The 21345-nt window shown below is 68.6% G+C and carries 21 protein-coding genes and 1 tRNA gene; 7 read left to right on the top strand and 15 right to left on the bottom strand.

Going from position 1 to position 21345, the window contains the following annotated elements; all coding sequences use genetic code 11:
* Positions 1–29: 29 nt before the first annotated feature.
* Positions 30–644 (top strand): hypothetical protein, encoded by a 615-nt coding sequence (locus tag ABH920_RS01465; protein WP_370345883.1) that lies wholly within the window; start codon positions 30–32, stop codon positions 642–644.
* On the opposite strand, the gene ABH920_RS01460 is transcribed toward ABH920_RS01465, so the two are convergent.
* Positions 622–1341: a nucleotidyltransferase domain-containing protein gene (locus ABH920_RS01460; protein ID WP_370345881.1), complete on the bottom strand. Its 720-nt coding sequence runs from the start codon at positions 1339–1341 to the stop codon at positions 622–624. The genes ABH920_RS01465 and ABH920_RS01460 overlap by 23 nt on opposite strands.
* Before the next feature lie 160 nt (positions 1342–1501).
* Here ABH920_RS01460 and ABH920_RS01455 point away from each other — a divergent pair, with 160 nt between their 5' ends.
* Entirely contained in the window at positions 1502–2689 is a 1188-nt protein-coding gene (locus ABH920_RS01455) for a S1C family serine protease (RefSeq protein WP_370345879.1), read from the top strand.
* Positions 2690–2778: 89 nt separating this feature from the next.
* On the opposite strand, the gene ABH920_RS01450 is transcribed toward ABH920_RS01455, so the two are convergent.
* From ABH920_RS01450 to ABH920_RS01435, 4 genes are read right to left on the bottom strand one after another with little or no spacing between them, the layout of a single operon-like run.
* Positions 2779–3372, bottom strand: coding sequence for a helix-turn-helix domain-containing protein (locus ABH920_RS01450; RefSeq protein WP_370345877.1), 594 nt, complete (start codon positions 3370–3372; stop codon positions 2779–2781).
* Positions 3372–3854 carry an ATP-binding protein gene (locus tag ABH920_RS01445; protein ID WP_370345875.1) on the bottom strand — a complete coding sequence of 161 codons (483 nt, stop codon included), beginning with the start codon at positions 3852–3854 and terminating at the stop codon, positions 3372–3374. The genes ABH920_RS01450 and ABH920_RS01445 overlap by 1 nt, the downstream gene beginning before the upstream one ends.
* Positions 3855–3857: 3 nt before the next feature.
* Positions 3858–4259: a hypothetical protein gene (locus ABH920_RS01440; protein ID WP_370345873.1), complete on the bottom strand. Its 402-nt coding sequence runs from the start codon at positions 4257–4259 to the stop codon at positions 3858–3860.
* Positions 4256–4465: a hypothetical protein gene (locus ABH920_RS01435; RefSeq protein ID WP_370345871.1), complete on the bottom strand. Its 210-nt coding sequence runs from the start codon at positions 4463–4465 to the stop codon at positions 4256–4258. Before ABH920_RS01435 ends, ABH920_RS01440 begins: the two co-directional genes overlap by 4 nt.
* A gap of 223 nt (positions 4466–4688) precedes the next feature.
* Here ABH920_RS01435 and ABH920_RS01430 point away from each other — a divergent pair, with 223 nt between their 5' ends.
* Positions 4689–5411 (top strand): GntR family transcriptional regulator, encoded by a 723-nt coding sequence (locus ABH920_RS01430; RefSeq protein ID WP_370345869.1) that lies wholly within the window; start codon positions 4689–4691, stop codon positions 5409–5411.
* A 518-nt stretch (positions 5412–5929) separates the two neighbouring features.
* Here ABH920_RS01430 and ABH920_RS01425 read toward each other — a convergent pair.
* The 10 genes from ABH920_RS01425 to dnaA form a co-directional block, all read right to left on the bottom strand.
* Positions 5930–6003: transfer RNA gene (locus ABH920_RS01425), tRNA-Ile, on the bottom strand.
* Between the two features lie 72 nt (positions 6004–6075).
* Positions 6076–6615 carry a DUF3566 domain-containing protein gene (locus ABH920_RS01420; protein WP_370345867.1) on the bottom strand — a complete coding sequence of 180 codons (540 nt, stop codon included), beginning with the start codon at positions 6613–6615 and terminating at the stop codon, positions 6076–6078.
* Between the two features lie 296 nt (positions 6616–6911).
* Positions 6912–7097: a hypothetical protein gene (locus tag ABH920_RS01415; RefSeq protein ID WP_370345865.1), complete on the bottom strand. Its 186-nt coding sequence runs from the start codon at positions 7095–7097 to the stop codon at positions 6912–6914.
* Between the two features lie 499 nt (positions 7098–7596).
* Positions 7597–10137 carry a DNA gyrase subunit A gene (gyrA, locus tag ABH920_RS01410; RefSeq protein ID WP_370346702.1) on the bottom strand — a complete coding sequence of 847 codons (2541 nt, stop codon included), beginning with the start codon at positions 10135–10137 and terminating at the stop codon, positions 7597–7599.
* Positions 10138–10273: 136 nt separating this feature from the next.
* Positions 10274–12259, bottom strand: coding sequence for a DNA topoisomerase (ATP-hydrolyzing) subunit B (gene gyrB / locus ABH920_RS01405; protein ID WP_370345863.1), 1986 nt, complete (start codon positions 12257–12259; stop codon positions 10274–10276).
* A gap of 459 nt (positions 12260–12718) precedes the next feature.
* Positions 12719–13246, bottom strand: coding sequence for a DUF721 domain-containing protein (locus ABH920_RS01400; protein ID WP_370345861.1), 528 nt, complete (start codon positions 13244–13246; stop codon positions 12719–12721).
* A complete protein-coding gene (recF, locus tag ABH920_RS01395; protein ID WP_370345859.1) occupies positions 13243–14388 on the bottom strand; it encodes a DNA replication/repair protein RecF in 1146 nt (381 codons plus the stop codon). The genes ABH920_RS01400 and recF overlap by 4 nt, the downstream gene beginning before the upstream one ends.
* Before the next feature lie 9 nt (positions 14389–14397).
* Positions 14398–15276, bottom strand: coding sequence for a phosphogluconate dehydrogenase (NAD(+)-dependent, decarboxylating) (gene gnd, locus ABH920_RS01390; protein ID WP_370345857.1), 879 nt, complete (start codon positions 15274–15276; stop codon positions 14398–14400).
* 85 nt (positions 15277–15361) lie between these two features.
* On the bottom strand, positions 15362–16549 hold the full coding sequence (dnaN, locus tag ABH920_RS01385) for a DNA polymerase III subunit beta (protein WP_370345855.1): 1188 nt from the start codon (positions 16547–16549) through the stop codon (positions 15362–15364).
* A 750-nt stretch (positions 16550–17299) separates the two neighbouring features.
* A complete protein-coding gene (dnaA, locus tag ABH920_RS01380) occupies positions 17300–18973 on the bottom strand; it encodes a chromosomal replication initiator protein DnaA (protein ID WP_370345853.1) in 1674 nt (557 codons plus the stop codon).
* 459 nt (positions 18974–19432) lie between these two features.
* Between dnaA and rpmH the strand changes: the two genes are divergently transcribed.
* The 4 genes from rpmH to yidC are packed head-to-tail and all read left to right on the top strand — an operon-like array spanning position 19433 to position 21333.
* Positions 19433–19570 (top strand): 50S ribosomal protein L34, encoded by a 138-nt coding sequence (rpmH, locus tag ABH920_RS01375; protein ID WP_015797593.1) that lies wholly within the window; start codon positions 19433–19435, stop codon positions 19568–19570.
* Between the two features lie 28 nt (positions 19571–19598).
* The gene (gene rnpA / locus ABH920_RS01370) at positions 19599–19949 is read left to right on the top strand and encodes a ribonuclease P protein component (RefSeq protein WP_370345850.1); all 351 of its coding nucleotides are present in this window, start codon (positions 19599–19601) and stop codon (positions 19947–19949) included.
* The gene (gene yidD / locus ABH920_RS01365) at positions 19946–20350 is read left to right on the top strand and encodes a membrane protein insertion efficiency factor YidD (RefSeq protein ID WP_370345848.1); all 405 of its coding nucleotides are present in this window, start codon (positions 19946–19948) and stop codon (positions 20348–20350) included. Before rnpA ends, yidD begins: the two co-directional genes overlap by 4 nt.
* Entirely contained in the window at positions 20347–21333 is a 987-nt protein-coding gene (gene yidC, locus ABH920_RS01360) for a membrane protein insertase YidC (protein ID WP_370345846.1), read from the top strand. Before yidD ends, yidC begins: the two co-directional genes overlap by 4 nt.
* Positions 21334–21345 lie beyond the last annotated feature (12 nt).

The following is a 21345-nucleotide window of genomic DNA, read 5'->3' as shown; positions in this document are numbered from 1 at the left end:
AAGAGACAAATCTCCCGAAAGGACCGGCCATGAGAATTCGTCCCGCGCTGGCCGTCACCGGCTCAGTCTTCTTGTTCTCCGCCAACGGTTTCGCCGCGCACGCCGCCGCACGATCCGCGGGCGCCGGCGCGTTACCCGCCTCCGGCACCTCCGTCGCCCTCACCGAGGACGGCGACATGGTGTTGGAGTGCAACGGGATCCTGCACCGCTTCGAGGTGCTCGGCACCGGGCAGGTCCGCGTCGGCGAGCGGGTGGCCGGCGATCAGCCGACCGTCGCCGTGCGCACGGAAGCCGAGCAGCTGACGGGGTACGACGCCGAGCTCGGCACCGTGACAGTCTCCGAGAAGGCTCCCGCGAGCGGCAGCTTCGTCGCGCCCGCCATTGGCCGTGAATACCCGGCTGCCGAGTCACTGGCCCAGGATCTGACCGTCTCCATGCAGCACAGCCCGTGCGGCGGCGGGCAACCGGCGACGTTCGCCACCAAGGCCGCTTTCCCTTTGCTGAACACGGATCTGACGGCCTTCCCGCCCCGCAACGCGGTCTACCTGATGGTCGATCCCGTGGAGCTGCCCGACGTCGCGAACCCGTCCGGGCCCTCGGTCACGCTGACCGAGTTCCCGCTCACGATCTCGCAGGCGCCGTGACCTCCGGACGCGGTGCCACGGCCCGGTAGCCGTCGAAGAGCGGGCCGCCGAGCCGGTCCAGGACGTCGCGGGCGAAGGCCTCGATCGCGGCCGGGTCGTGCTGCGCCGCGAGCCAGCGGTCGGCGAGGTCCGGGTCGTGCGCGCGCAGTTCGCGCAGCAGCCACTTTCCCGTGCCGTTCCAACGGTTTCCGGCGACCAGGGCGAGGCGCGCCGCGTCGGCCCACAACGCGGCGGCGATGACCTGCCGCTCGCCGGTATCAGCGGCGTGCGTGAGATCGTCGAGCAGATCGGTGAGGCCGTAGCGGGCCGCTTCGAGCTGCGCCGGCGCCAGCGGATCGGGGCCGGCGTCCAGGACGGCGCGGCAGGCCGCCTGGCGTTCGGCCGGATCGCCCACCACCGGCGTGCCGCAGCCGACCATCCGGTGCAGGGTCGGCTTGCGCTCGGGGCGCTCCTTGGCGAGCCACCAGTCGAGGGTCTGCTCGTCGTGCACGAACAGCTCGACCGGCCAGCTGGCGAAGACCAGCGACTCGCGGCGCGGCGCCAGCAGATCACCGAGGGGGAGCACGACGACGATGTCCAGATCCGAGCCCGCGGTGCGGTGCTCGGTCAGGACGCTGCCGGCCAGCACGGCGTACACAGCCTGTGGATAACGGTCGCGCACCAGAGTCCGGGCATCGCCGAGCGGATCACGGTCCATCGCACGATGATCGCGCGCCGCCGTGACCTCGGACAACTCGTTTCCTGAAGACAGGGGCAGGCTGTTCCTTAGGAATCGGGCCGTCTGCTTCACGGCTTTCTTCACCGATTCTCATGCTCTCGGCAAGGCACTCTCATCGTCCCGGCGCATCCTCTACACCATGACCGGATTCGAGCACGACCCGTACCAGCCGGAGCAGCCCGCCACCGGCAACCCGCAGCCGTGGGGCCACCCGTCTTCCGGGCCGGTGCTCGGTCCGGCCCACGCTTCCTCGTCGGCCCCCTCCGACCCCTCCGACGCGTCCGGCTCCTCCGCCTACCCCGCCTCCTCGGACCTGTCCGCCACGTCGACATCTTCGGGCGCGATGCCCCCGTACACCCCGATCACCTCGGTGACCCCGGGCTACGCCAACCCCGGCGGCCCTGGCCACCCGGGCGCCCCCGGCGGTCCCGGCTACTCGGCGATACCGGCCTTCTCGCCGGAACCGCCGCAGCGGCCGCGGCGCAAGCGCCGGACGGGCCTGGCGCTGATCGTCGCCGGGACCATCGCGGCCTCGGCCGTCGCCGGCGGCATCGCCGGGAGCATCACCTCGCACAACAACTCCTCGAACACCGCCTCGTCGAGCACCCCGCTGAACAACACGGCCGTGAACACCCCGGTCAGCAACCAGACCGGCACCCCGACCACCACGGTCGGCCAGGTCGCCAAGGCCGCGCTGCCGACCGTCGTGCAGGTCGCGGTCGACTCCTACCAGGGCAAGTCCGTCGGCTCCGGCGTGATCCTGAGCTCCGACGGCCTGATCCTCACCAACAACCACGTGATCTCCGACGCGGCCAACGGCAACGGCCAGATCACCATCACCTTCAACAACGGCAAGACCACCCAGGCCACCATCGTCGGCTACGACACCGGCAGCGACCTGGCGGTGATCAAGGCCCAGAACGTCAGCGGCCTGCCCGCGGCCAGCCTGGGCAACAGCGACACCATCCAGGTCGGCGACACGGTGGTCGCCATCGGCTCCCCTGACGGCCTGCAGAGCACGGTGACCAGCGGCATCGTCAGCGCCCTGAACCGCCAGGTGACGGTGAGCAGCGAATCGTCGAGCCGGTTCTCCGGCGGCAGCCAGGTCACCTACAACGCGATCCAGACCGACGCCAGCCTGAACCCCGGCAACAGCGGCGGCCCGCTGCTCAACTCCCAGGGCCAGGTCGTCGGCATCAACTCGGCGATCTACTCGCCGACCAGCTCCTACAACTCCCAGGGCGGCAGCGTCGGCCTCGGGTTCTCGATCCCGATCAACCAGGTGAAGACCATGCTCAGCAAGCTCGAAGGCGGACAGATGAGCTAGCTGACACCGAAGCGCGAACGCCCCGGAAGGTGGCTCCGGGGCGTTCGCCATGTCCGCTTGCGGAAGGCCGCACCGGGCATCAGATGGCCTCACCTGGTCTGTCGCCCACGCTGCCGAGCGTAGAAGTCATGATCGTCGGCGGGCGAACCGGTTCCGGGCCAGCCGGGGCCGGGGCGTCGCAGCCGCAGGACGCCCTCGGCCATGGGCCGGACGTCGAGGGAGTAGCCGAGTTGCCGGGCCCAGACGACGTGCGCGATCGGCCGCGGGGGCACGCGGACCAGCTCCCAGCGCTGGATGGAGTCCCGGCTGACGCCGACCAGCTCGCCGAGCTCCCCCTGCGCCATCCCCAACGCCAGGCGGCGGTTCCGTAAAGGGACGGCCAGCCGTCGCCGTTCGAAGGACTCCCACGCCTCGCCGGGCCGCTGGCGCAACGGACCGTTGCGCACCTCGCCGTCCCGGCCGATGACCACCAGTCGGCGGCCGAGTTCGCGGGACCATTGGATCAGGTGCCCCAGGGTCGGCTCTATCGCCCCGGTCTCCCATTCGGAGATCGCCCTCCCCCGGACCGGAAGGCCCGCTGACAAAGCGTTCTGGGAGATCCCGACCTCTAAGCGTGCGGCTCGCAGACCATTGATGATCCGCGCGAGGGCCCGTTCCGCACCGGCGTCAACGTGCAGCCCCATCAACGCTTCCAGTCGTCCGTCGTCATGCCGACCTTTCGTTTGGCTCTCAACTGTTGGGGGAGGCCGGCGGCGGGGCCCGCGGGCCCCGATATCGCCGGAGCCTGTTCGAATGTGATCTCCGCCCACACCGAGCGGGCGTTCTCGTCGCCGTCGACGCCCCAGCGGGCGGACAGCATGGCGACGATGCTCAGGCCGCGCCCGAACTCGTCCTCGTCGCCCGCGGCGCGCAACGCCGGCGTCGAGGGCCCGCCCTGATCGTCGACCCGCACCACGCAGCGGTTGGCGTACCGGACCAGCCGCAGGACGAACTCCCCTCCCGGCAGGCCGCTGGCCGTGTGTTTGATGGCGTTGCCGGCCAACTCATCGGCGACCAGCGCCACGGTGTGCGCCGCCTCGCAGTCCCCGAGCACCGCGCAGGTGAAGCGGCGCGCCTCGGCCAGGCACTCGGGCCGGCCGGGGAACTCCTTCGACCAGATCTCCACAGCTCACCCACCCGCCTTGGTCGGCCGGGTGTTCCACCGGCACCGGATGAGCGTCTCGGTGTGCTCGGCGACCTGGAGCGCCGCCTGGCGCGGGTTGCTGCCGGTCTCGTGCATGATCAGGCAGGCCAGCGCGGTCTGCAGGCCCCGGTGGTAGCCGTGCCATTCGCTCTGGTCGCGGCGCGCCTCCTCGCCGGCAGGGAAGTACTCCCCGGCGTCGAAGGTCAACGTCGCCGCCAGCCCCAGCACCGCGAGGTAGCTGCTGGAGTGCCCAGCGGACAACAGCCGGCGCTGGAACTCCGCCTCGGCCGGCGTCACGGCGATGCCGAACATCGCCGGCACCCGGCCGACCACCCGACCGTCGCTGTGCTCGGCCAGAAAGGCCCTGATGTCCTCCGGCCGCCTCATGCCGAACCCGCCGGTTGGGTCCGCGACCACGGCATCTCGACGGTCCGGTGCACCACCGTCTCCGGCAGCGGGAAGCGGTCGAGACTGATCCGCGTCCACCCGCTCGCGTCGGTCACGCACCCCAGGACCCGCGCCCAGGCCCCGTCGATGTGGGCCCAGTCGCCCACCGCGAGGTCTGCCGCGGATTTCAACTCGAATCGAGGCACCTTCGGTCTCCTTTCGGCGGAACGTGCCATGCGATCTCGTGACGCGCCGTTAGCCCTCGATCGCGGAGGCGCACCTCAGGTTACTGACTTAACAGTACTCCGACAAGGACAACCGGGCTTTTGCCACCTCCCCCCCTCGAACGCCACATACCGGCGTAGTGCTGCTACTGTGTCGCTGAGGTGCGCATGGAAGGGAACTGATGAAAGTAGGGGCCTGCGACACATGAAGCGCGTGGACAACCGTCCCCAGTCCGCGCAGATCGCCGCCGACCTGCGCGCGAAGATCCTCTCCGGCGACATCACCGGCACTCTCCCGACCTTCGAGCGCCTGAAGGAGCTCTACGGCACCACCACGAACACCGCGCAGCGGGCCGTGGCGATGCTCAAGGCGGAGGGCTTCGTCGAAGGCCGGCGAGGCAAGGCCCTGTTCATCCGCGGCGACCGCATCAGGATCAGCGAGGCCACGACCCAGCTCGAACCGCCGGCCAGCACGATCACCTACCAGATCCTGCACATCGGCCCCGAGCGCCCGCCATCCGACGCGGCACAGAAGCTCGGCCTGGCCGAAGGCGAGACGGCGATGCTCCGCAAACGCCTGATGCTCCGCGATGACGAACCGGTCGAGATCGAGTGGTCGTACTACCCGGAGTCAGTCGTCACCGGCACCGCGCTCGACCAACCCCAACACCAGCGCGACCTGGCGACCGAGCCCACAGTCCTGGCAGCCCTCGGCTGGCAACAGCACGGCCTCATGGACGAGATCCAAGTCCGCGAGCCGACCACCGAGGAACTCCAGACCCTCGAACTCCCCGACGAGATCCCGGTCATGCGCACGCTGCGCACCATCACCGACGCCAGCGGCAAAGTCCTCGAGGTGACGGTCATGATCACCAGCGGGCATCTCTACGGAGTGCGGTACTACCAGACGCTCACGCCGCCGGCCTAAGACCCGGGCTCGATTCGCATAATACTGTCGTATCAGTATTCTTTCAGCCCGGGCTGAAGCCGCCTCGCTGCGGAGGACCACCGGTCGCCTGCCGAAGAGACGAACAGCTAGGCGGTTGCTTGGTCTCAACTCCCTGAGACCATCGGCAACACGCCTGCTCTTATGATTCGCCCATGACTGGCACACCCATTGGTGACCCGCTCAGCAACGACGAGCTCCAAACGCTGGCCGACCTCATCGCTCGCTACACGTACCACCACGTAGACCAGTGGGAGCTTTGGAAGGTTGACGAGCCCGGCGGCACGAGCAACTTTGTGTGCCTTTCGACAGCCTGGCCGCTATGGGAAGACCCCAGCAGCGAAATCGACTGGCGGCCTTATACAACTATCTGGCCGCCTCGGGACGCTCCTCGCGCAAAGCATTAGGAAAGCGCGTCACTACGGGCTCTCTAGGGACGTGTCCCTAGAAAACACGAAACAGCCTCGGACCTTTACAGATCCGAGGCTGTTCACCGGGGGTGGGCCTAGGTGGACTTGAACCACCGACCTCCGCCTTATCAGGGCGGCGCGCTAACCAACTGTGCCATAGGCCCCGGTTGGTAACGTCGAGAAGCTTACCCCACCGGGGGCGGTGCCCCAAAACCGCTTTGCAGGGGCCCCGCGCCTCAGGAGGCGGTGTCGTCGGCGAGGGTGACCTCTATGCCGCCGACGAGGGAGGAGCACATGTTGTACAGGTAGGCGGCGAGGGTGGCGAGGGCTGTGAACAGGACGATGTTCACCACGCTCACCAGGGCCGTGAAGCTCATCACCTTGCCGAAGGACAGGACTGAGGTCAGGGTGACGCTGTTGGGCTGGTTCGCGGGGGCGACTGAGGCCAGGGTGCGGTTGATGGAGTCGAAGACGCCGAGGGCGTTCAGGGCCGACCAGAGGAGCGCGGCCGCCACCACTGAGACGACGGCGAAGGCGATCGACAGGACGAACGTCGTCTTCATCACCGACCAGGGGTCGACCTTCGCCACGCGCAGGCGGGCCTTGCGGCCGCGGGGGGCGGCGCCGGGGGCCTGTTGCTGCTGCTGGTAGCGGGGTGCGCCCGCGGGGGAGCCGGACGGGCCGGGCGGGCGGGCGGCCCAGCCGCCGCCGGCCTGGGGGCGGGTGCCCGCCTGGCCTTGGGCTGACTCCGATTGCTGATACGCCACGGTTCCCATGGTAGGGGCTTCCTTGCGTCTTCCCCCGGTACGACGGCCTCCGCCGCCGGAAAAGCGTCCGGCCAGACCTGACAGGCCCGCTGTGATCGAGGCGGCTGCGCCGGCCACCGCGGCGCCCGCGGCAGCGCCCGCACCGGCTGCGGCTCCGGTCGATCCGCCGGGAGCACCGGGCATGCCCGGGCCGGCGGGAGCGCCGTGGGCTCCGCCCATCTGACCGCCGGGGCCAGGGCCGGGGCCGACCGGCACGCCGGGACCACCGTGGCCGGAACCAACGCCGTGAGCAGGGCCGGGGCCGCTCATCCCCGGAGCGACGGGAATGCCGGGACCGCCGGAGCCGGCAGGCCCGCCCTGAGCCATCGGAGCAGCGTGCGCGCCATGAGCCCCCGGGCCACCGGGAACGCCAGAACCACCGCCGACGCCGCCAGGGCCAGGGCCGTACCCGGAACCGGGAGCAGGACCGGCACCAGGACCCGCAGGTCCACGCCCACCCTGCGGCGGCCCGTAGCCGGGCGGCGGCTGGTTCGGCGGCGGAGCCTGCCGGTGCGCTCCGGGCGGCGCGGCGTCCGGAACGGAAGCGGCGCCGGGGCCGGCCCCGTAAGCGCGGGGCCCGCCACCGACGCCGTCGGGGTCGGTTCCGAGGCCGGGATCGGTCGTCGTCTCGCTACTCACCCGGCCAAGCTACCGTCCTAATGCTCGTAGGTCTCCCCGGCCCCGCAATTTTTCGTAGCACGGACCATATGTTCGACGGACCTCAAGACTGCGCCACGCACATAATCGGACACGTACCGAAGTGAGCCGGACGTGGCGGGCCTGTCACAGACAGCCGAACGGGCGTCACCCGTCTGCCCGGCCGAGCAGGGCTGGGCTCGGCTCGGCTCGGCTCGGCTGTGCACAGCAAGCCAGGCCCCCAAAGACCGAGCGGCGGCACCGGTGCCCCGCACCGATACCGCCGCCACGCGTTTCCGTCAGGCCGTCAGACGACTACTCGTCGTCAGAACCCGCGTCCTCCGAAGCCTCAGCCGCCGGAGCCTCGTCCTCGGCGACCTCAGAGACCTCCGACACCTCGGCGACCACCACACCTTCGACGCCTTCGACGCCCTCGGCCTCGCCCAGCTCGTCCTCCACCTCAGCCGGGTCACCGTTGCGCGCGATCGCGAGCACCGTGTCGCCCTTGCCGAGGTTGATCACCCGCACGCCCATGGTGTCGCGCGACGTCGGCCGCACCTCCGACACCCGCGTCCGGATCACGCCGCCGGACAGCGTGATGGCCATGACCTCGTCGCCCTCGTCCACGACCGCGGCGCCGACCAGGCCGCCCCGCTCGTCGACGGTCTTGGCGGCGATGACGCCCAGACCGCCACGGCCGCGCAGCGGGAACATCTCCACCGGGGTCCGCTTGCCGTAGCCGCCGGACGTCGCCGTGAACAGGAACGTGTCCGGCCGGACGACGTCCATGGACAGCAGCTCGTCGTCCTCGCGGAAACGCATCCCAATCACGCCCGAGGTCGCCCGCCCCATCGGCCGCAGCGCCTCGTCCGTGGCGGTGAACCGCAGCCCCTGCGCCTGCTTGGAGACCAGCAGCAGGTCGTCCTCGGGGGAGACCAGCTCGGCGGCGATCAGCTCGTCGTCCTCGCGCAGGTTGATCGCGATGACGCCGGCCGAGCGCGGCGAGTCGTAGTCCTTCAGCGGCGTCTTCTTGATCAGCCCGTTCTTGGTGGCCAGCACCATGTACGGCGCCTGCTCGTAGTCCCGCAGGTCCAGCACCTGGGCGATCTTCTCGTCCGGCAGGAACGCCAGCAGGTTCGCCACGTGCTGGCCGCGCGCGTCGCGGGCCGTGTCCGGCAGCTCGTGCGCCTTCGCGCGGTACACCCGGCCCTTGTTCGTGAAGAACAGCAGCCAGTGGTGCGTCGTGGTGACGAAGAAGTGGTCGACGATGTCGTCCTGCTTCAGCTGCGCGCCCTTGACGCCCTTGCCGCCGCGCTTCTGCGAGCGGTACAGGTCCGTCTTGGTCCGCCGGGTGTAGCCGCCCCGGGTGATCGTGACGACCACGTCCTCCTCGGGGATCAGGTCCTCGATGGACATGTCGCCCTCGTACGGCACCAGCTGCGAACGCCGGTCGTCGCCGTACTTGTCGGTGATCGCCTGCAGCTCCTCGGAGACGATCCGCCGCTGCCGCTCCGGCGACTCCAGGATCGAGGTGTAGTCCGCGATCTTGGCCATCAGCTCGTTGTGCTCGGCCTCGATCTTCTGCCGCTCCAGGGCGGCCAGCCGGCGCAGCTGCATCTCCAGGATCGCGTTGGCCTGGATCTCGTCGATGGTGAGCAGCTCGATCAGGCCGGTGCGGGCCTCGTCGACCGTGGGGGAGCGGCGGATCAGCGCCACCACCTCGTCGATCGCGTCCAGCGCCTTGAGCAGGCCGACCAGGATGTGCGCGCGCTCCTGGGCCTTGCGCAGCCGGAAGCGGGTGCGGCGGACGATCACGTCGATCTGGTGCGTGACCCAGTGCCGGATGAAGGCGTCCAGCGACAGCGTGCGCGGCACCTCGTCGACCAGCGCCAGCATGTTCGCGCCGAAGGAGTCCTGCAGCTGCGTGTGCTTGTACAGGTTGTTCAGCACGACCTTGGCGACCGCGTCGCGCTTGAGCACGATCACCAGGCGCTGGCCGGTGCGGGAGGAGGACTCGTCGCGGACGTCGGCGATGCCGGCGACCTTGCCGTCCTTGACCAGCTCGGCGATCTTCAGCGCCAGGTTGTCCGGGTTCACCTGGTAGGGCAGCTCGGTGACCACCAGGCACATCCGCCCGTTGATCTCCTCGGTGTTGACCACCGCGCGCATGGTGATCGAGCCGCGGCCGGTCCGGTAGGCGTCCTCGATCCCGCGCCGGCCGACGATCAGCGCGCCGGTCGGGAAGTCCGGGCCCTTGATCCGCTCGATGAGCGCTTCCAGCAGCTCCTCGTTGGTCGCCTCGGGGTTCTGCAGGAACCACTGGACGCCGTCGTTGACCTCGCGCAGGTTGTGGCTCGGGATGTTGGTCGCCATCCCGACCGCGATGCCGGTCGAGCCGTTCACCAACAGGTTGGGGAACCGCGCGGGCAGCACGACCGGCTCGGTGGAGCGACCGTCGTAGTTGGGGCGCAGGTCGACGGTGTCCTCGTCGATGTCCCGCACCATCTCCATGGCCAGCGGCGCCATCTTGCACTCGGTGTACCGCATGGCCGCGGCCGGGTCGTTGCCCGGGGAGCCGAAGTTGCCGTTCCCGTCGACCAGCACCATCCGCAGCGACCAGGGCTGCGCCAGGCGGACCAGGGTGTCGTAGATCGGCGAGTCGCCGTGCGGGTGGTAGATACCCATGACCTCGCCGACGACGCGGGCGCACTTGTAGTAGCCGCGGTCGGGGCGGTAGCCGCCGTCGTACATCGCGTACAGGACGCGGCGGTGCACCGGCTTGAGGCCGTCCCGGACGTCCGGCAGCGCGCGGCCGACGATCACGCTCATCGCGTAGTCGAGGTACGAGCGCTGCATCTCCGTCTGGAGGTCGACCGGATCGATCCGGTCGCCCTGCGGCGTCTCGTCCACAGTCTCCGTGCTCAAATCTCAATCCTTCGCTGTCAAGGAGAGGTGGTGCTCTCGTCAGGTTCGTTCGCGGACGGGTGTGGACTCAGATGTCCAGGAACCTGACGTCCTTCGCGTTGCGCTGGATGAAGTTCCGGCGGGCCTCGACGTCCTCGCCCATCAGGACCGAGAACAGGTCGTCGGCCTGGGCCGCGTCGTCGAGCGTGATCTGGCGCAGGATGCGGTGATCGCGGTCCATGGTGGTGATCCGCAGCTCTTCGGCGTTCATCTCGCCCAGACCCTTGAAGCGCTGGACGGTCTCGTCCTTCATCCGCTTGCCGGCCCCGACGCCCGACTCGATGAGCTGGTCGCGCTCGCGGTCGGAGTAGGCGTAGTGGAAGTCGTTGTTCGTCCACTTCACCTTGTACAGCGGCGGCGCGGCCAGGTACACGTGCCCGGCCTCGACCAGCGGCTTCATGAACCGGAACAGCAGGGTGAGAAGCAGGGTGTTGATGTGTGCGCCGTCGACGTCGGCGTCCGCCATCAGGATGATCTTGTGGTAACGCAGCCGGCTGATGTCGAAGTCGTCGTGCACCCCGGTGCCCAGCGCCGAGATCAGCGCCTGGACCTCGGTGTTCTGCAGCACCTTGTCGATGCGCGCCTTCTCGACGTTCAGGATCTTGCCGCGGATCGGCAGGATGGCCTGGGTCATCGGGTCGCGGCCGGACCGCGCCGAGCCGCCGGCGGAGTCACCCTCGACGATGAAGATCTCGGTCTTCGTCGGGTCGTTGGACTGGCAGTCGGACAGCTTGCCGGGCAGCGAGGAGGACTCCAGCAGACCCTTGCGACGGGTCAGCTCGCGCGCCTTGCGCGCGGCCATGCGCGCGGTGGAGGCCTGGATGGTCTTGCGGATGACCTCGCGGGCCTCGTTCGGGTTCTCCTCGAGCCACTCGCCGAGCTTCTCGTAGACCAGACGCTGCACGAAGGTCTTGGCCTCGGGGTTGCCCAGCTTGTCCTTGGTCTGGCCCTCGAACTGCGGCTCGGACAGCTTCACCGAGACGATCGTGGTCAGACCCTCGCGGATGTCCTCGCCGGCGAGGTTCTCGTCCTTCTCCTTGAGCAGCTTCTGGTCGCGCGCGTACTTGTTGATCAGCGTCGTCAGCGCCGCGCGGAAGCCCTCCTCGTGCGTACCGCCGCCGTGGGTGTTGATGTTGTTGGCGAAGGTGTAGATCGACTCGGAGTACTGGCTGTTCCACTGCAGGGCGATCTCGGCCGCCAGGGTGCGGTCCTTGTCCTCGCCCTCGAAGTCGATGACGTTCGGGTGGACCGGCTCGCCCTTGCGGGAGTTGATGTGCCGCACGAAGTCGGCGATGCCGCCCTCGGCGTGGTACTTCACCGAGCGCTGCTCGCCGTTCTCGTCGAGGAACTCCGGACGCTCGTCGGTCAGCGAGATCGTCAGGCCCTTGTTGAGGAAGGCCATCTCCTGGAACCGGCGCGAGAGGGTCTCGAAGGTGTAGACCGTGGTCTCGAAGATGTCGGGATCGGCCCAGAAGATCGTCGAGGTGCCGGTGTCCTCGGCCGGGCCGCCCTTGCACACCTCGGACTCGGGCACGCCGTGCTTGTACACCTGGTTCCAGACGAAACCGTCGGTGTGCACCTCGACCTCGACCCGGGTGGACAGCGCGTTCACGACCGAGACGCCGACGCCGTGCAGACCGCCGGAGACCTTGTAGCCGCCGTCGCCGAACTTGCCGCCGGCGTGCAGGATCGTCATCACGACTTCCAGCGCGGACTTGCCGGTCTTGGTGTTGATGCCGACCGGGATGCCGCGGCCGTTGTCCACGACCTTCACCCCGCCGTCGGCCAGCAGCCGGACCTCGATGGTGTCGGCGTACCCGGCCATCGCCTCGTCCACCGAGTTGTCGACGATCTCGTAGACCAGGTGGTGCAGGCCGCGCTCCCCGGTGGAGCCGATGTACATGCCCGGCCGCTTCCGGACGGCTTCCAACCCCTCCAGGACACTGATGGAGTCAGCGTTATAGGTGCCATCGGGGCTCGGGGTGATGTCCCCGGTCGGTTCTACGTCCGCCACGGCGCGCTGGCCCTTTCTCAAAACACGGCCTGAGCGTTCGGAGCGCGCCGTCGGAGGAACCCACCGGACAGTCGCGGCCCGACGCGAGCCGCGAAGGGGAAGACTTACGAGCTTTATTCTACCCTGCCCGGCTGACCAAAGTGGCCCTCATACGGCCCTGTGAGGCCTTGAGAGACATTTTTTGCCCGTCTTTGAAGTCCCCCCATACGAGCCGCCCTGCGAACGGCTCACGACAGCGTCCGGCACGGTCTGAGGATGCGAGAGGGTGATTGTCACAGATATGGACCTTTATGGTCCGCCGTGCCGTGGCCGATTCGTGCCGGACGACCAGGGGATCGTGGCTGTTGAGACGCCTGGTGCCGATGGGGCCGATGGGACGGGCGTCGACCACCCCGCGCGAACCTAACGATCCCCGAGAGCGGCAACAAGGTCAAAAGACAGGCAACCGGCGCCGATCGGTCACCGGCCGCCGGGCCCGACCACTTTCAGGTTCGAGATGGCGCCGGCGGTGTCGCGGCCGCCGTGAGCCGCGCGGGAGGTCCCCAGCTCGGCGTTCAGCTTGGCCAGCAACTGCGGGGCCAGCATCCGCAGCTCGGTGGCCCAGGCCGCGGAATCGGTGCGGACCGTGAGGATGCCGTCGTTGAACTCGGTCGGGGTGCAGTGCGCCGCGATGTGGCTGCCCACGATCTCGCCCCAGCGGCCCATGACGCCGCCGACCGCCGCCGGCACGCTCCAGCCGCGGTCCTCGATCAGCCTGGGGATCGCCGAGGACAGCAGCTGCGGATCGCGTTCGTCGGGACCGGATCCCGAGCGCTGGCCGGGGTTGTTGTTACGACGGCGGCTGCCGTTCCATCCGGCGCCGCCGTCCTTGCTGCGGGACCGCGCGGCGGCGAACGCGGCGCGGGCCAGGTCGATGCCGGAGCCCTTGGCGTCGGCCCCCTCGGAGCCCCCGGCGTCGGATCCGCTGTCCACAGGCTGTGGATTCACCCCGGGTTCACCTGCCCTCCGGCCACCGTGAACTTCTGGCCGATCAGCTGCTCGGGGACGTCGGCGTCCACGGCCGCGGTGATGAGCACCTGGTCGGCGCCGGAGACGCGCTCGGCGAGCCGGCGGCGGCGCTTGGCGTCGAGTTCGGCGAAGACGTCGTCGAGGATCAGGACCGGCTCGCCGCCTTCGGAGCCGTCGGAGCGCAGCAGGTCGTAGGCGGCCAAACGTAAGGCCAGCGCGTACGACCAGGACTCGCCGTGGCTGGCGTAGCCGCGGGCCGGCATGTTCTCACCCGAGGAGGAGGTCAGCTCCAGCACCATTTCGTCGCGGTGCGGGCCGACCAGGGTGATCCCGCGGTCCAATTCGTTAGCGCGGGCCTCGCCGAGGGCCGTCATGAACTGTTCCGTCAGGACGGCGACGGTCGGGTCGGGTTCGGCGGCCACCGTCGAGCGGTAGCCGATGCGGGTCGCGCCGCCCTCGGCGATCTCGACGTAACACTTGTCCACAAGTGGGGACAACGCCGAGATCAGCGCCAGGCGCGCGGCGACCAGTTCGGCGCCGGCCAGCGCGAGGTGGTGGTCCCAGGCGTCGAGCGTGGTGAGGTTCGGGCCGGAGGTCTTGTTACGTCGGGCCATCGCAGCCGTACGCAGCAAGGTGTTCCGCTGCTTCAGAACTCTGTCGTAGTCGGCGCGGACCCCGGCGAACCGCGGCCAGCGCAACACCAGCAGCTCGTCGAGGAACCGGCGGCGCTCCCCCGGATCGCCCTTCACCAGCGCGAGGTCCTCCGGCGCGAACAGCACGGTACGCAGCACGCCGAGGATCTCGCGGGGACGCGGAACCGGGTTGCGGTTCAGCCGGGCGCGGTTCGCACCGCCCGGGTTCAGCTCGATTTCCACAAGCTGTGTACGGCCTTCGCGCTCCACGTTCGCGCGCACTATGGCGCGCGGCGCGCCGAAGCGCACGAGCGGCTGGTCGGTGGCCACGCGGTGGCTGTCGAGCGTGGCGATGTAGCCGATCGCCTCGACGAGGTTGGTCTTCCCCTGCCCGTTCGGCCCGACGAAGGCGGTGACGCCTCCCCCGAGCGCGATCTCGAGGGAGGCGTACGAACGGAAGTCCGCCAGCGACAGATGCGTGACCCGCAATGGGTGGTCCTAACTCTCCTTCTTCACGGCGTGCCCGCCGAACTGGTTGCGCAGCGCCGCGACCGCCTTCATCTGCGGCGAGTCCTCCTGACGCGAGCTGAAGCGCGCGTAGAGCGAGGCGGTGATCGCCGGGGTCGGCACGGCCAGGTCGATACCGGCCTCGACGGTCCAGCGGCCCTCGCCGGAGTCGTCGGCGTAGCCGCGGATGCCGGACAGGTGCTCGTCGTCGTCCAGGGCGCGGACCAGCAGGTCCAGCAGCCACGAACGGATGACGGTGCCCTCCTGCCAGGAGCGGAAGACCTCGCGCACGTTGGTCACGTTCGGGGCGGACTCCAGCAGCTCCCAGCCCTCGGCGTAGGACTGCATGATCCCGTACTCGATGCCGTTGTGGACCATCTTCGAGAAGTGGCCCGCGCCGACCTCGCCGGCGTGCACGAACCCGCTGTCGCCCTCGGGCTTGAGCGCGTCGAAGATCGGCTGCACGCGCGCGATGTCGGCCTCGGCGCCGCCGACCATCAGGGCGTAGCCGTTCTGCAGGCCCCAGACCCCGCCGGAGACGCCGGCGTCGACGAAGGAGATGTCCTTGGTCTTGAGCAGCTCGGCGTGCTTGACGTCCTCGGTCCAGCGCGAGTTGCCGCCGTCGATCACCAGGTCGCCGGCGTCCAGCAGATCGGACAGCTCGCGCACGGTGGCGTCGGTGGGGTCGCCGGCCGGCACCATGATCCACACCGCGCGCGGCGCCGGCAGCGCCTCGACGAGCTCCTTCAGCGAGCCGACGTCGGCCAGCTTGGGGTCGCGGTCGTAGCCGACGACGGTGTGCCCGGCCTGGCGGATGCGCTCGCGCATGTTGCCGCCCATCTTGCCCAGGCCGACAAGACCGATCTCCATGGTCTTCCCTCTGTTTCTTCCGTCACCTTCACCTGATCGTGTCAGAACCGACCTTACGGGGCCTGCGTGACGAGTGCTTTCCGGGTCAGCCCGCGGACTGACCGGGGACACGCAGCGGCATCATCAGGTAACGGAACTCCTCCTGCGGCGGGGCGTCCAGGGCCGGGCGGCCCATGAGCACCGCGGGCTTGGAGGCCACGGTGAACGACAGCTGAGCGTACTGCGTGTCGATCACCTGCAGGCCGTCCAGCAGGAAGCTCGGGTTGAACGAGACGCTGATGTCCTCGCCGTCCAGGACCGCGTCCATGGCCTCGGAGGCCTGCGCCTCGTCGCCCGCGCCGGCCTCCAGGGTCACCTCGCCCTGGGTGAAGGCCAGCTTGATCGGCGAGGTGCGGTCGGCCACCAGGGACACGCGCTTGGCGGCCTCCAGGAACGGCGCGGTCTCGACGGTCGCGGTGATGTTGTACTCGTTCGGGAACAGCGAGCGGTACTTCACGAACTCGCCGGACAGCAGCCGCGAGGTCATCCGGCGCGAGCCCTTGGCCCCGCTGGACGCGCCCTCACCCGACTCGAAGCCGATCAGACCCTCGCCGGCGTCGCTGCCGGCCAGCGCCAGGGTGACCCAGTCCCCGCCGGTGAGCGCCTTGGCGGTGTCGGACAGGACCTTGGAGGGGATCAGCGCGGTCGCCGACATGTCCTGCTGCTCCGGCTTCCACTGGAGCTCGCGGACGGCCAGCCGGAACCGGTCGGTGGCCACCAGGGTGACCCGCTCGCCCTCGATCTCCACCCGGATGCCGGTGAGCATCGGGATGGTGTCGTCGCGCCCGGCGGCGATGGCCACCTGGGAGACCGCGCCGGCCAGGCCGGAGGCGGTGACGGCGCCGGTGGCCGTGGGCATGGTCGGCAGCGCCGGGTAGTCCTCGACCGGCAGGGTCTGCAGCGTGAAGCGGCTGGATCCACAGCTGACGAGAACCTTCGATCCCTCGGTGGAGAACTCCACGGGGCGGTTCGGCAGCGACTTGGCGATGTCCGCCAGGAGCTTGCCGTGGATCAGGATCCGGCCCGGCTCGGTGACGTCGGCACTGATCTGGGCGCGGGAGGAGACCTCGTAGTCGAAGCCGGACAGCGTGACCGAGCCGCTGTCCCCACCATCACCTTCGACGGCCTCGAAGACCAGGCCGGCCAGCACCGGGGCGGCCGGGCGGCTGGGCAGGGACCGCGCAGTCCATGCCACGGCCTCGGAAAGGACGTCGCGTTCGACCCGGAACTTCACCGGACACCGCCTCCTGCTTGCTTACTCGCTGCTCATCGGAACCAGCGTCCCATCATGCCGTCTGCGACCCACAGGCTGTGAATCGGCGCTGCGTGTTGAGAGGTTCCAGTGTGCCTGAAACGAGCTTGGGGAGGAGTGGAAACGGCGACAACGGGGGAAGGAGTGTCAGAGGGCCCTGAAAGAGTGAATCCGGCTTCGGCGCCTTCGGACGTCCAATGAGTGGCCCGCGAGTTTTCCACAGATGTGGGCCGAGACGATTCAAATCGGCCGACGTAGCTATCTGTTCTCGTAGTAGTAGTAGGGGCTGTGGATACTGTGGATAACCGTTGTTTCCGCAGCTCATACCTATTATGTTAGTCCACATTGCCTGTGTGTTCAGCTGTGGAAAACAATTCAACTCTGGGGATAACTCGCCGGTATCCACACGTCCACTCAGTTACGCACAGCGTTGTCCACAGGTTATCCCCAGTTTTTCCCCGGGTTGTCCCCAACCGGCGGCGATCATGCGATCTGCCAAGTGGGTGACATGTTGAACCTGCGGAACGTCATGCGTCCGAACCTTTGCCGCCCGTCTCCTTAGCGACATAGAGCTTCGAAGCGGACATGCAGGACATTAGTCGACAAGGAGCTATGAAAGGTGGGAGGTACGGGTTTTCTCGACTTCCGGCGTGTCGCCTCGCCGGTCCGCCGCCCACGACAAAAAGGCCCGGCACGCGCGAGGGCGTGCCGGGCCTAGCAGGAAAGAGCAGGTCAGCCGGACTGCTTGATGCGGTTCGTGAGTTCGGTCACCTGGTTGAAGATGGCCCGGCGCTCCGGGAGCAGCGAGCGGATCTTGCGGTCGGCGTGCATCACCGTGGTGTGGTCGCGGCCGCCGAAAGCCTGTCCGATCTTGGGCAGGGAAAGGTCGGTGAGCTCGCGGCACAGATACATGGCGATCTGCCGGGCGGTCACGAGGATGCGGCTGCGAGAAGTCCCACAGAGGTCCTCCATGGTGATCCCGAAGTACATCGCGGTCTGGGCCATGATCGTCGAGACGGTGATCTCGGGACCGGCCGCGTCCGGCATCAGGTTCTTCAGGACGTCCTCGGCCAGCGACAAGTCGACAGGCGCCCGGTTCAGCGAGGCGAACGCGGTGACCCGGATCAGCGCGCCCTCGAGCTCGCGGATGTTGGTGGAGATCTTGGAGGCGATGAACTCCAGGACCTCGGGCGGTGCGTTCAGGCCTTCCTGCTGGGCCTTCTTGCGGAGGATCGCGATCCGGGTCTCGAGCTCGGGCGGCTGGATGTCGGTGATCAGGCCCCACTCGAAGCGCGAGCGGAGCCGGTCCTCCAGGGTGTTCAGCTGCTTGGGCGGCCGGTCGCTGGAGATGACGATCTGCTTCGAGGCGTTGTGGAGGGTGTTGAAGGTGTGGAAGAACTCCTCCTGCGTCCCCTCCTTGTTCTCCAGGAACTGGATGTCGTCGACCATCAGGATGTCGACATCGCGGTAGCGCTTGCGCAGGTGGTTGCCGGCGCCGTCGCGGATCGCGTTGATGAAGTCGTTCGTGAACTCCTCGGTGGACACGTACCGCACGCGGGTCCCCGGGTAGAGGTTGCGCGCGTAGTGGCCGATCGCGTGGAGCAGGTGGGTCTTGCCCAGGCCGGAGTCGCCGTAGATGAACAGCGGGTTGTAGGCCTTGGCCGGGGCCTCGGCGACGGCGACCGCGGCGGCGTGTGCGAACCGGTTGCTGGAGCCGATGACGAAGGTCTCGAAGACGTACTTCTCATTGAGCTTGGCCTGCTGGGCCTTGGCGCCGTCGTCGGGAGTCGAGGAGCGGGCCCCCGGGCTGCCGGTGGACAGCGACAGCGTGGCCGCTATCGGGTCGCTCTCCTCGGGCTGCGGCTCGGAGATGCGGGGCGGCGGCAGGGCCACGCCGCCGATCGGGGGCCGGGGCAGCTCCGGGGCGAAGGCCGGGGGCTCGCTGTGGAAGGCCGCCGGAGCGGACTGGTCCAGCCCGGCCGGCGGCACCGGGGGCGGGGTCCAGTGCGCCGGGGGCGGCGCGAGCTGCGGGATGACCGGGGCCGGCGGCGGTACCGGGCTCGGGGACGCCGGGGCCGGTGTGTTCTCCATCGCTCTGTCGACGAACAGGCTGAACTTGATGTCCGGGCCGAACATGGCGGCCAGATGGGTGGTGAGCATCGGCTCCAGCCGCTGCTCCAGGTAGTTCTTGGAGAAGTCGTCGGGCACCGCGAGCACGATCGTGTCGCCGATCACCGTCCGGGCCTCCGGGATCATCAGGAAGGCCTGCTCGCTCTTGGTCAGCGAGCCGTCCGACTCGACGCGGGCGCGGAAATGGGGCCACAGCGCGGTCGCGTCACCGGGGGCGGCCGCAGGCGGCGGGACCGGGGTGTAACCTTGCGGGTCGGACACGGCCTGCGGCTCCATTCTGTGCTGTCGGCCCTACCGCGCCGACAGGTCTGCATCACGTTTCCCACAGGCTTTCCACAGGTCGTACGCAGAAGGTGTGTACAGCTGTGGATAAGGCCCGGCGCGGTCGCGTCGGTTGTCGTATCTGTCGTTTACACAGGTCCGGCGCCCTTCGGGGCGGTGCGGACCTCACAAAATGCCGCACTCGGGCATCGGCGGCGGTCCGGCCGACGGTAGCGGGTGGGCCCGGTTATCCACAAGTACGGTGGTCCTGTGGATAATAGTGTCCGAGCGGCCGCTGACGGCCCGGTCCACCTCGGGTTTGACCCTTCCGGGTGGCGGCACGTACCGTAAGCAGGTCGAGAAGTCGATTGCCGATGCCGCGCGTCTGCGCGCGTAAGCCTGTTGGCGCACTTCGGAACAGACCTAAGCAGTGACGCCGCCCTGAAGGGCGCCAACTACAAGCGGAGCCCCCAAGTGAGCAAGCGCACCTTCCAGCCCAACAACCGCCGTCGCGCCAAGACCCACGGCTTCCGTCTGCGCATGCGGACCCGTGCCGGCCGCGCGATCCTGGCCAACCGCCGTGCCAAGGGCCGTAGCGAGCTGTCGGCCTGAGCCGCGGTTCGCTTCCTCTCCGACCGCCGTGCTCTCCTCCGCGCACCGCATGCGGAGGTCGGCGGATTTCGGCGCGGCCGTACGCGGCGGCCGACGGGCCGGACGAACCACGCTCGTCGCGCACCTGACGGTCCCCACCGACCCGCCGCCCTCGGCCGACTCCGCCGTGCTGGCGGGCTTCGTCGTGAGCAAGGCCGTGGGACCCGCCGTGGTGCGCACCGCCGTCAAGCGGCGGCTGCGGCACCTGGTCCGGGCCCGGCTTGATCTGCTGCCCCCGGGATCGCGGCTGGTGGTCCGGGCGTTGCCGCCGGCGGCCGGTGCGGACTGGGCCACTCTTGGCGCCGACCTCGACTCGGCCCTGCGGAAGCTGTTGCGATGAAGTACGTGTTGATGGGGCTGATCCGGCTCTACCAGATAGTCTTGAGCCCGGTCGTGAACTGGCGCGGCCCGGTGTGCAAGTTCGAGCCTTCGTGCTCCCACTACGGCTATGAGGCCGTCAGCACCCACGGGGCGATCAAGGGCGGCGGCATGACCGTGTGGCGGGTGCTCCGCTGCAATCCGTGGAGCTCGGGCGGATACGATCCAGTCAAGCCCCGCGAGCCCAAGCACTCCGAGGGCGACAAAGACGGCCAGGCGCGGAACCTCTCGGTGGACGAGACGAGTTCCCCTGGTGAGACAACACAGACTTCCGACCGGACCGAGATGGTCGGTTTGCCCACCAGGCCGACCCACGACGCGGTCCGGCCCGACCTGATGTCCAGCCGAGGAGCGCGATCGTGATCGACACAATCCTCTCCCCGATCATCTGGGCCACCAGCTTCGTGATGATGCTGTGGCACCGGGCGTTCGGGGCGATTTTCGGCAGTGGTTCCTCGGCGTCCTGGGTGCTGTCGATCATCTTCTTGACGATCACCATCCGCGCGGCGATGATCCCGCTGTTCCGCAAGCAGATCAAGTCGATGCAGAACATGCAGCGACTCCAGCCGCAGATCCAAGCCCTGCAGAAGAAGTACAAGCTCGACAAGCAGAAGCTTCAGCAGGAAATGATGAAGCTGTACAAGGACAACGGGACCTCCCCGTTCGCCTCGTGCATGCCGATCCTGCTGCAGACGCCGTTCTTCATGGGCCTGTACCGGGTGCTCAGCCACGTCTCGGCGGGCAACGCGGTCGGCGCGCTGTCCAAGACCGACTCGGTGAGCGCCCAGCACGCCAACTTCTTCGGCGCGCCGCTGTCGCTGAGCTTCCTGCACCACACGTCGGCGCAGATGAAGGCGGTCGGCGTCACCTCGGTGACCAACCTGCAGATCGTCGCGGTCATCATGGCCATCATCTACGCCACGTCGCAGTTCCTGACGCAGCGCATGATGATGGCCAAGAACACCAACATGGACAACTCCGTCCCGAACCCGATGATGCAGAGCCAGAAGATCATGCTCTACGTCATGCCGTTCGGCATGCTGTTCTTCAGCCTGAACGTCCAGATCGGCGTCGTGCTCTATCTGATGACCACGAACGTGTGGACGATCGGCCAGCAGTTCTACACTCTGCGCAACTCCCCGATGCCCGGCAGTCAGGCGGAGAAGGAGATGATCGCCCGCCGCAAGGCCAAGGAGGAGCGCAAGCACCAGGAACTGGTCGCGAAGGATCCGGAGGCCGCGAAGGCGCTGGCCGGCGCCAACGGCACGGACACCCAGGACAAGGTGGCGGTCTCCAGGCAGCGCCAGCAGCCGGTCCGTACCACTCGTAGCAAGCGCAAGAAGTAGAGGAGCGACGGC

The sequence above is a fragment of the Catenulispora sp. EB89 genome (genome assembly GCF_041261445.1).
In the GTDB taxonomy this organism is placed as follows: domain Bacteria; phylum Actinomycetota; class Actinomycetes; order Streptomycetales; family Catenulisporaceae; genus Catenulispora.
Note: the sequence above shows the minus strand (reverse complement) of the source record. Positions and strands in the feature narration are given on the sequence as shown.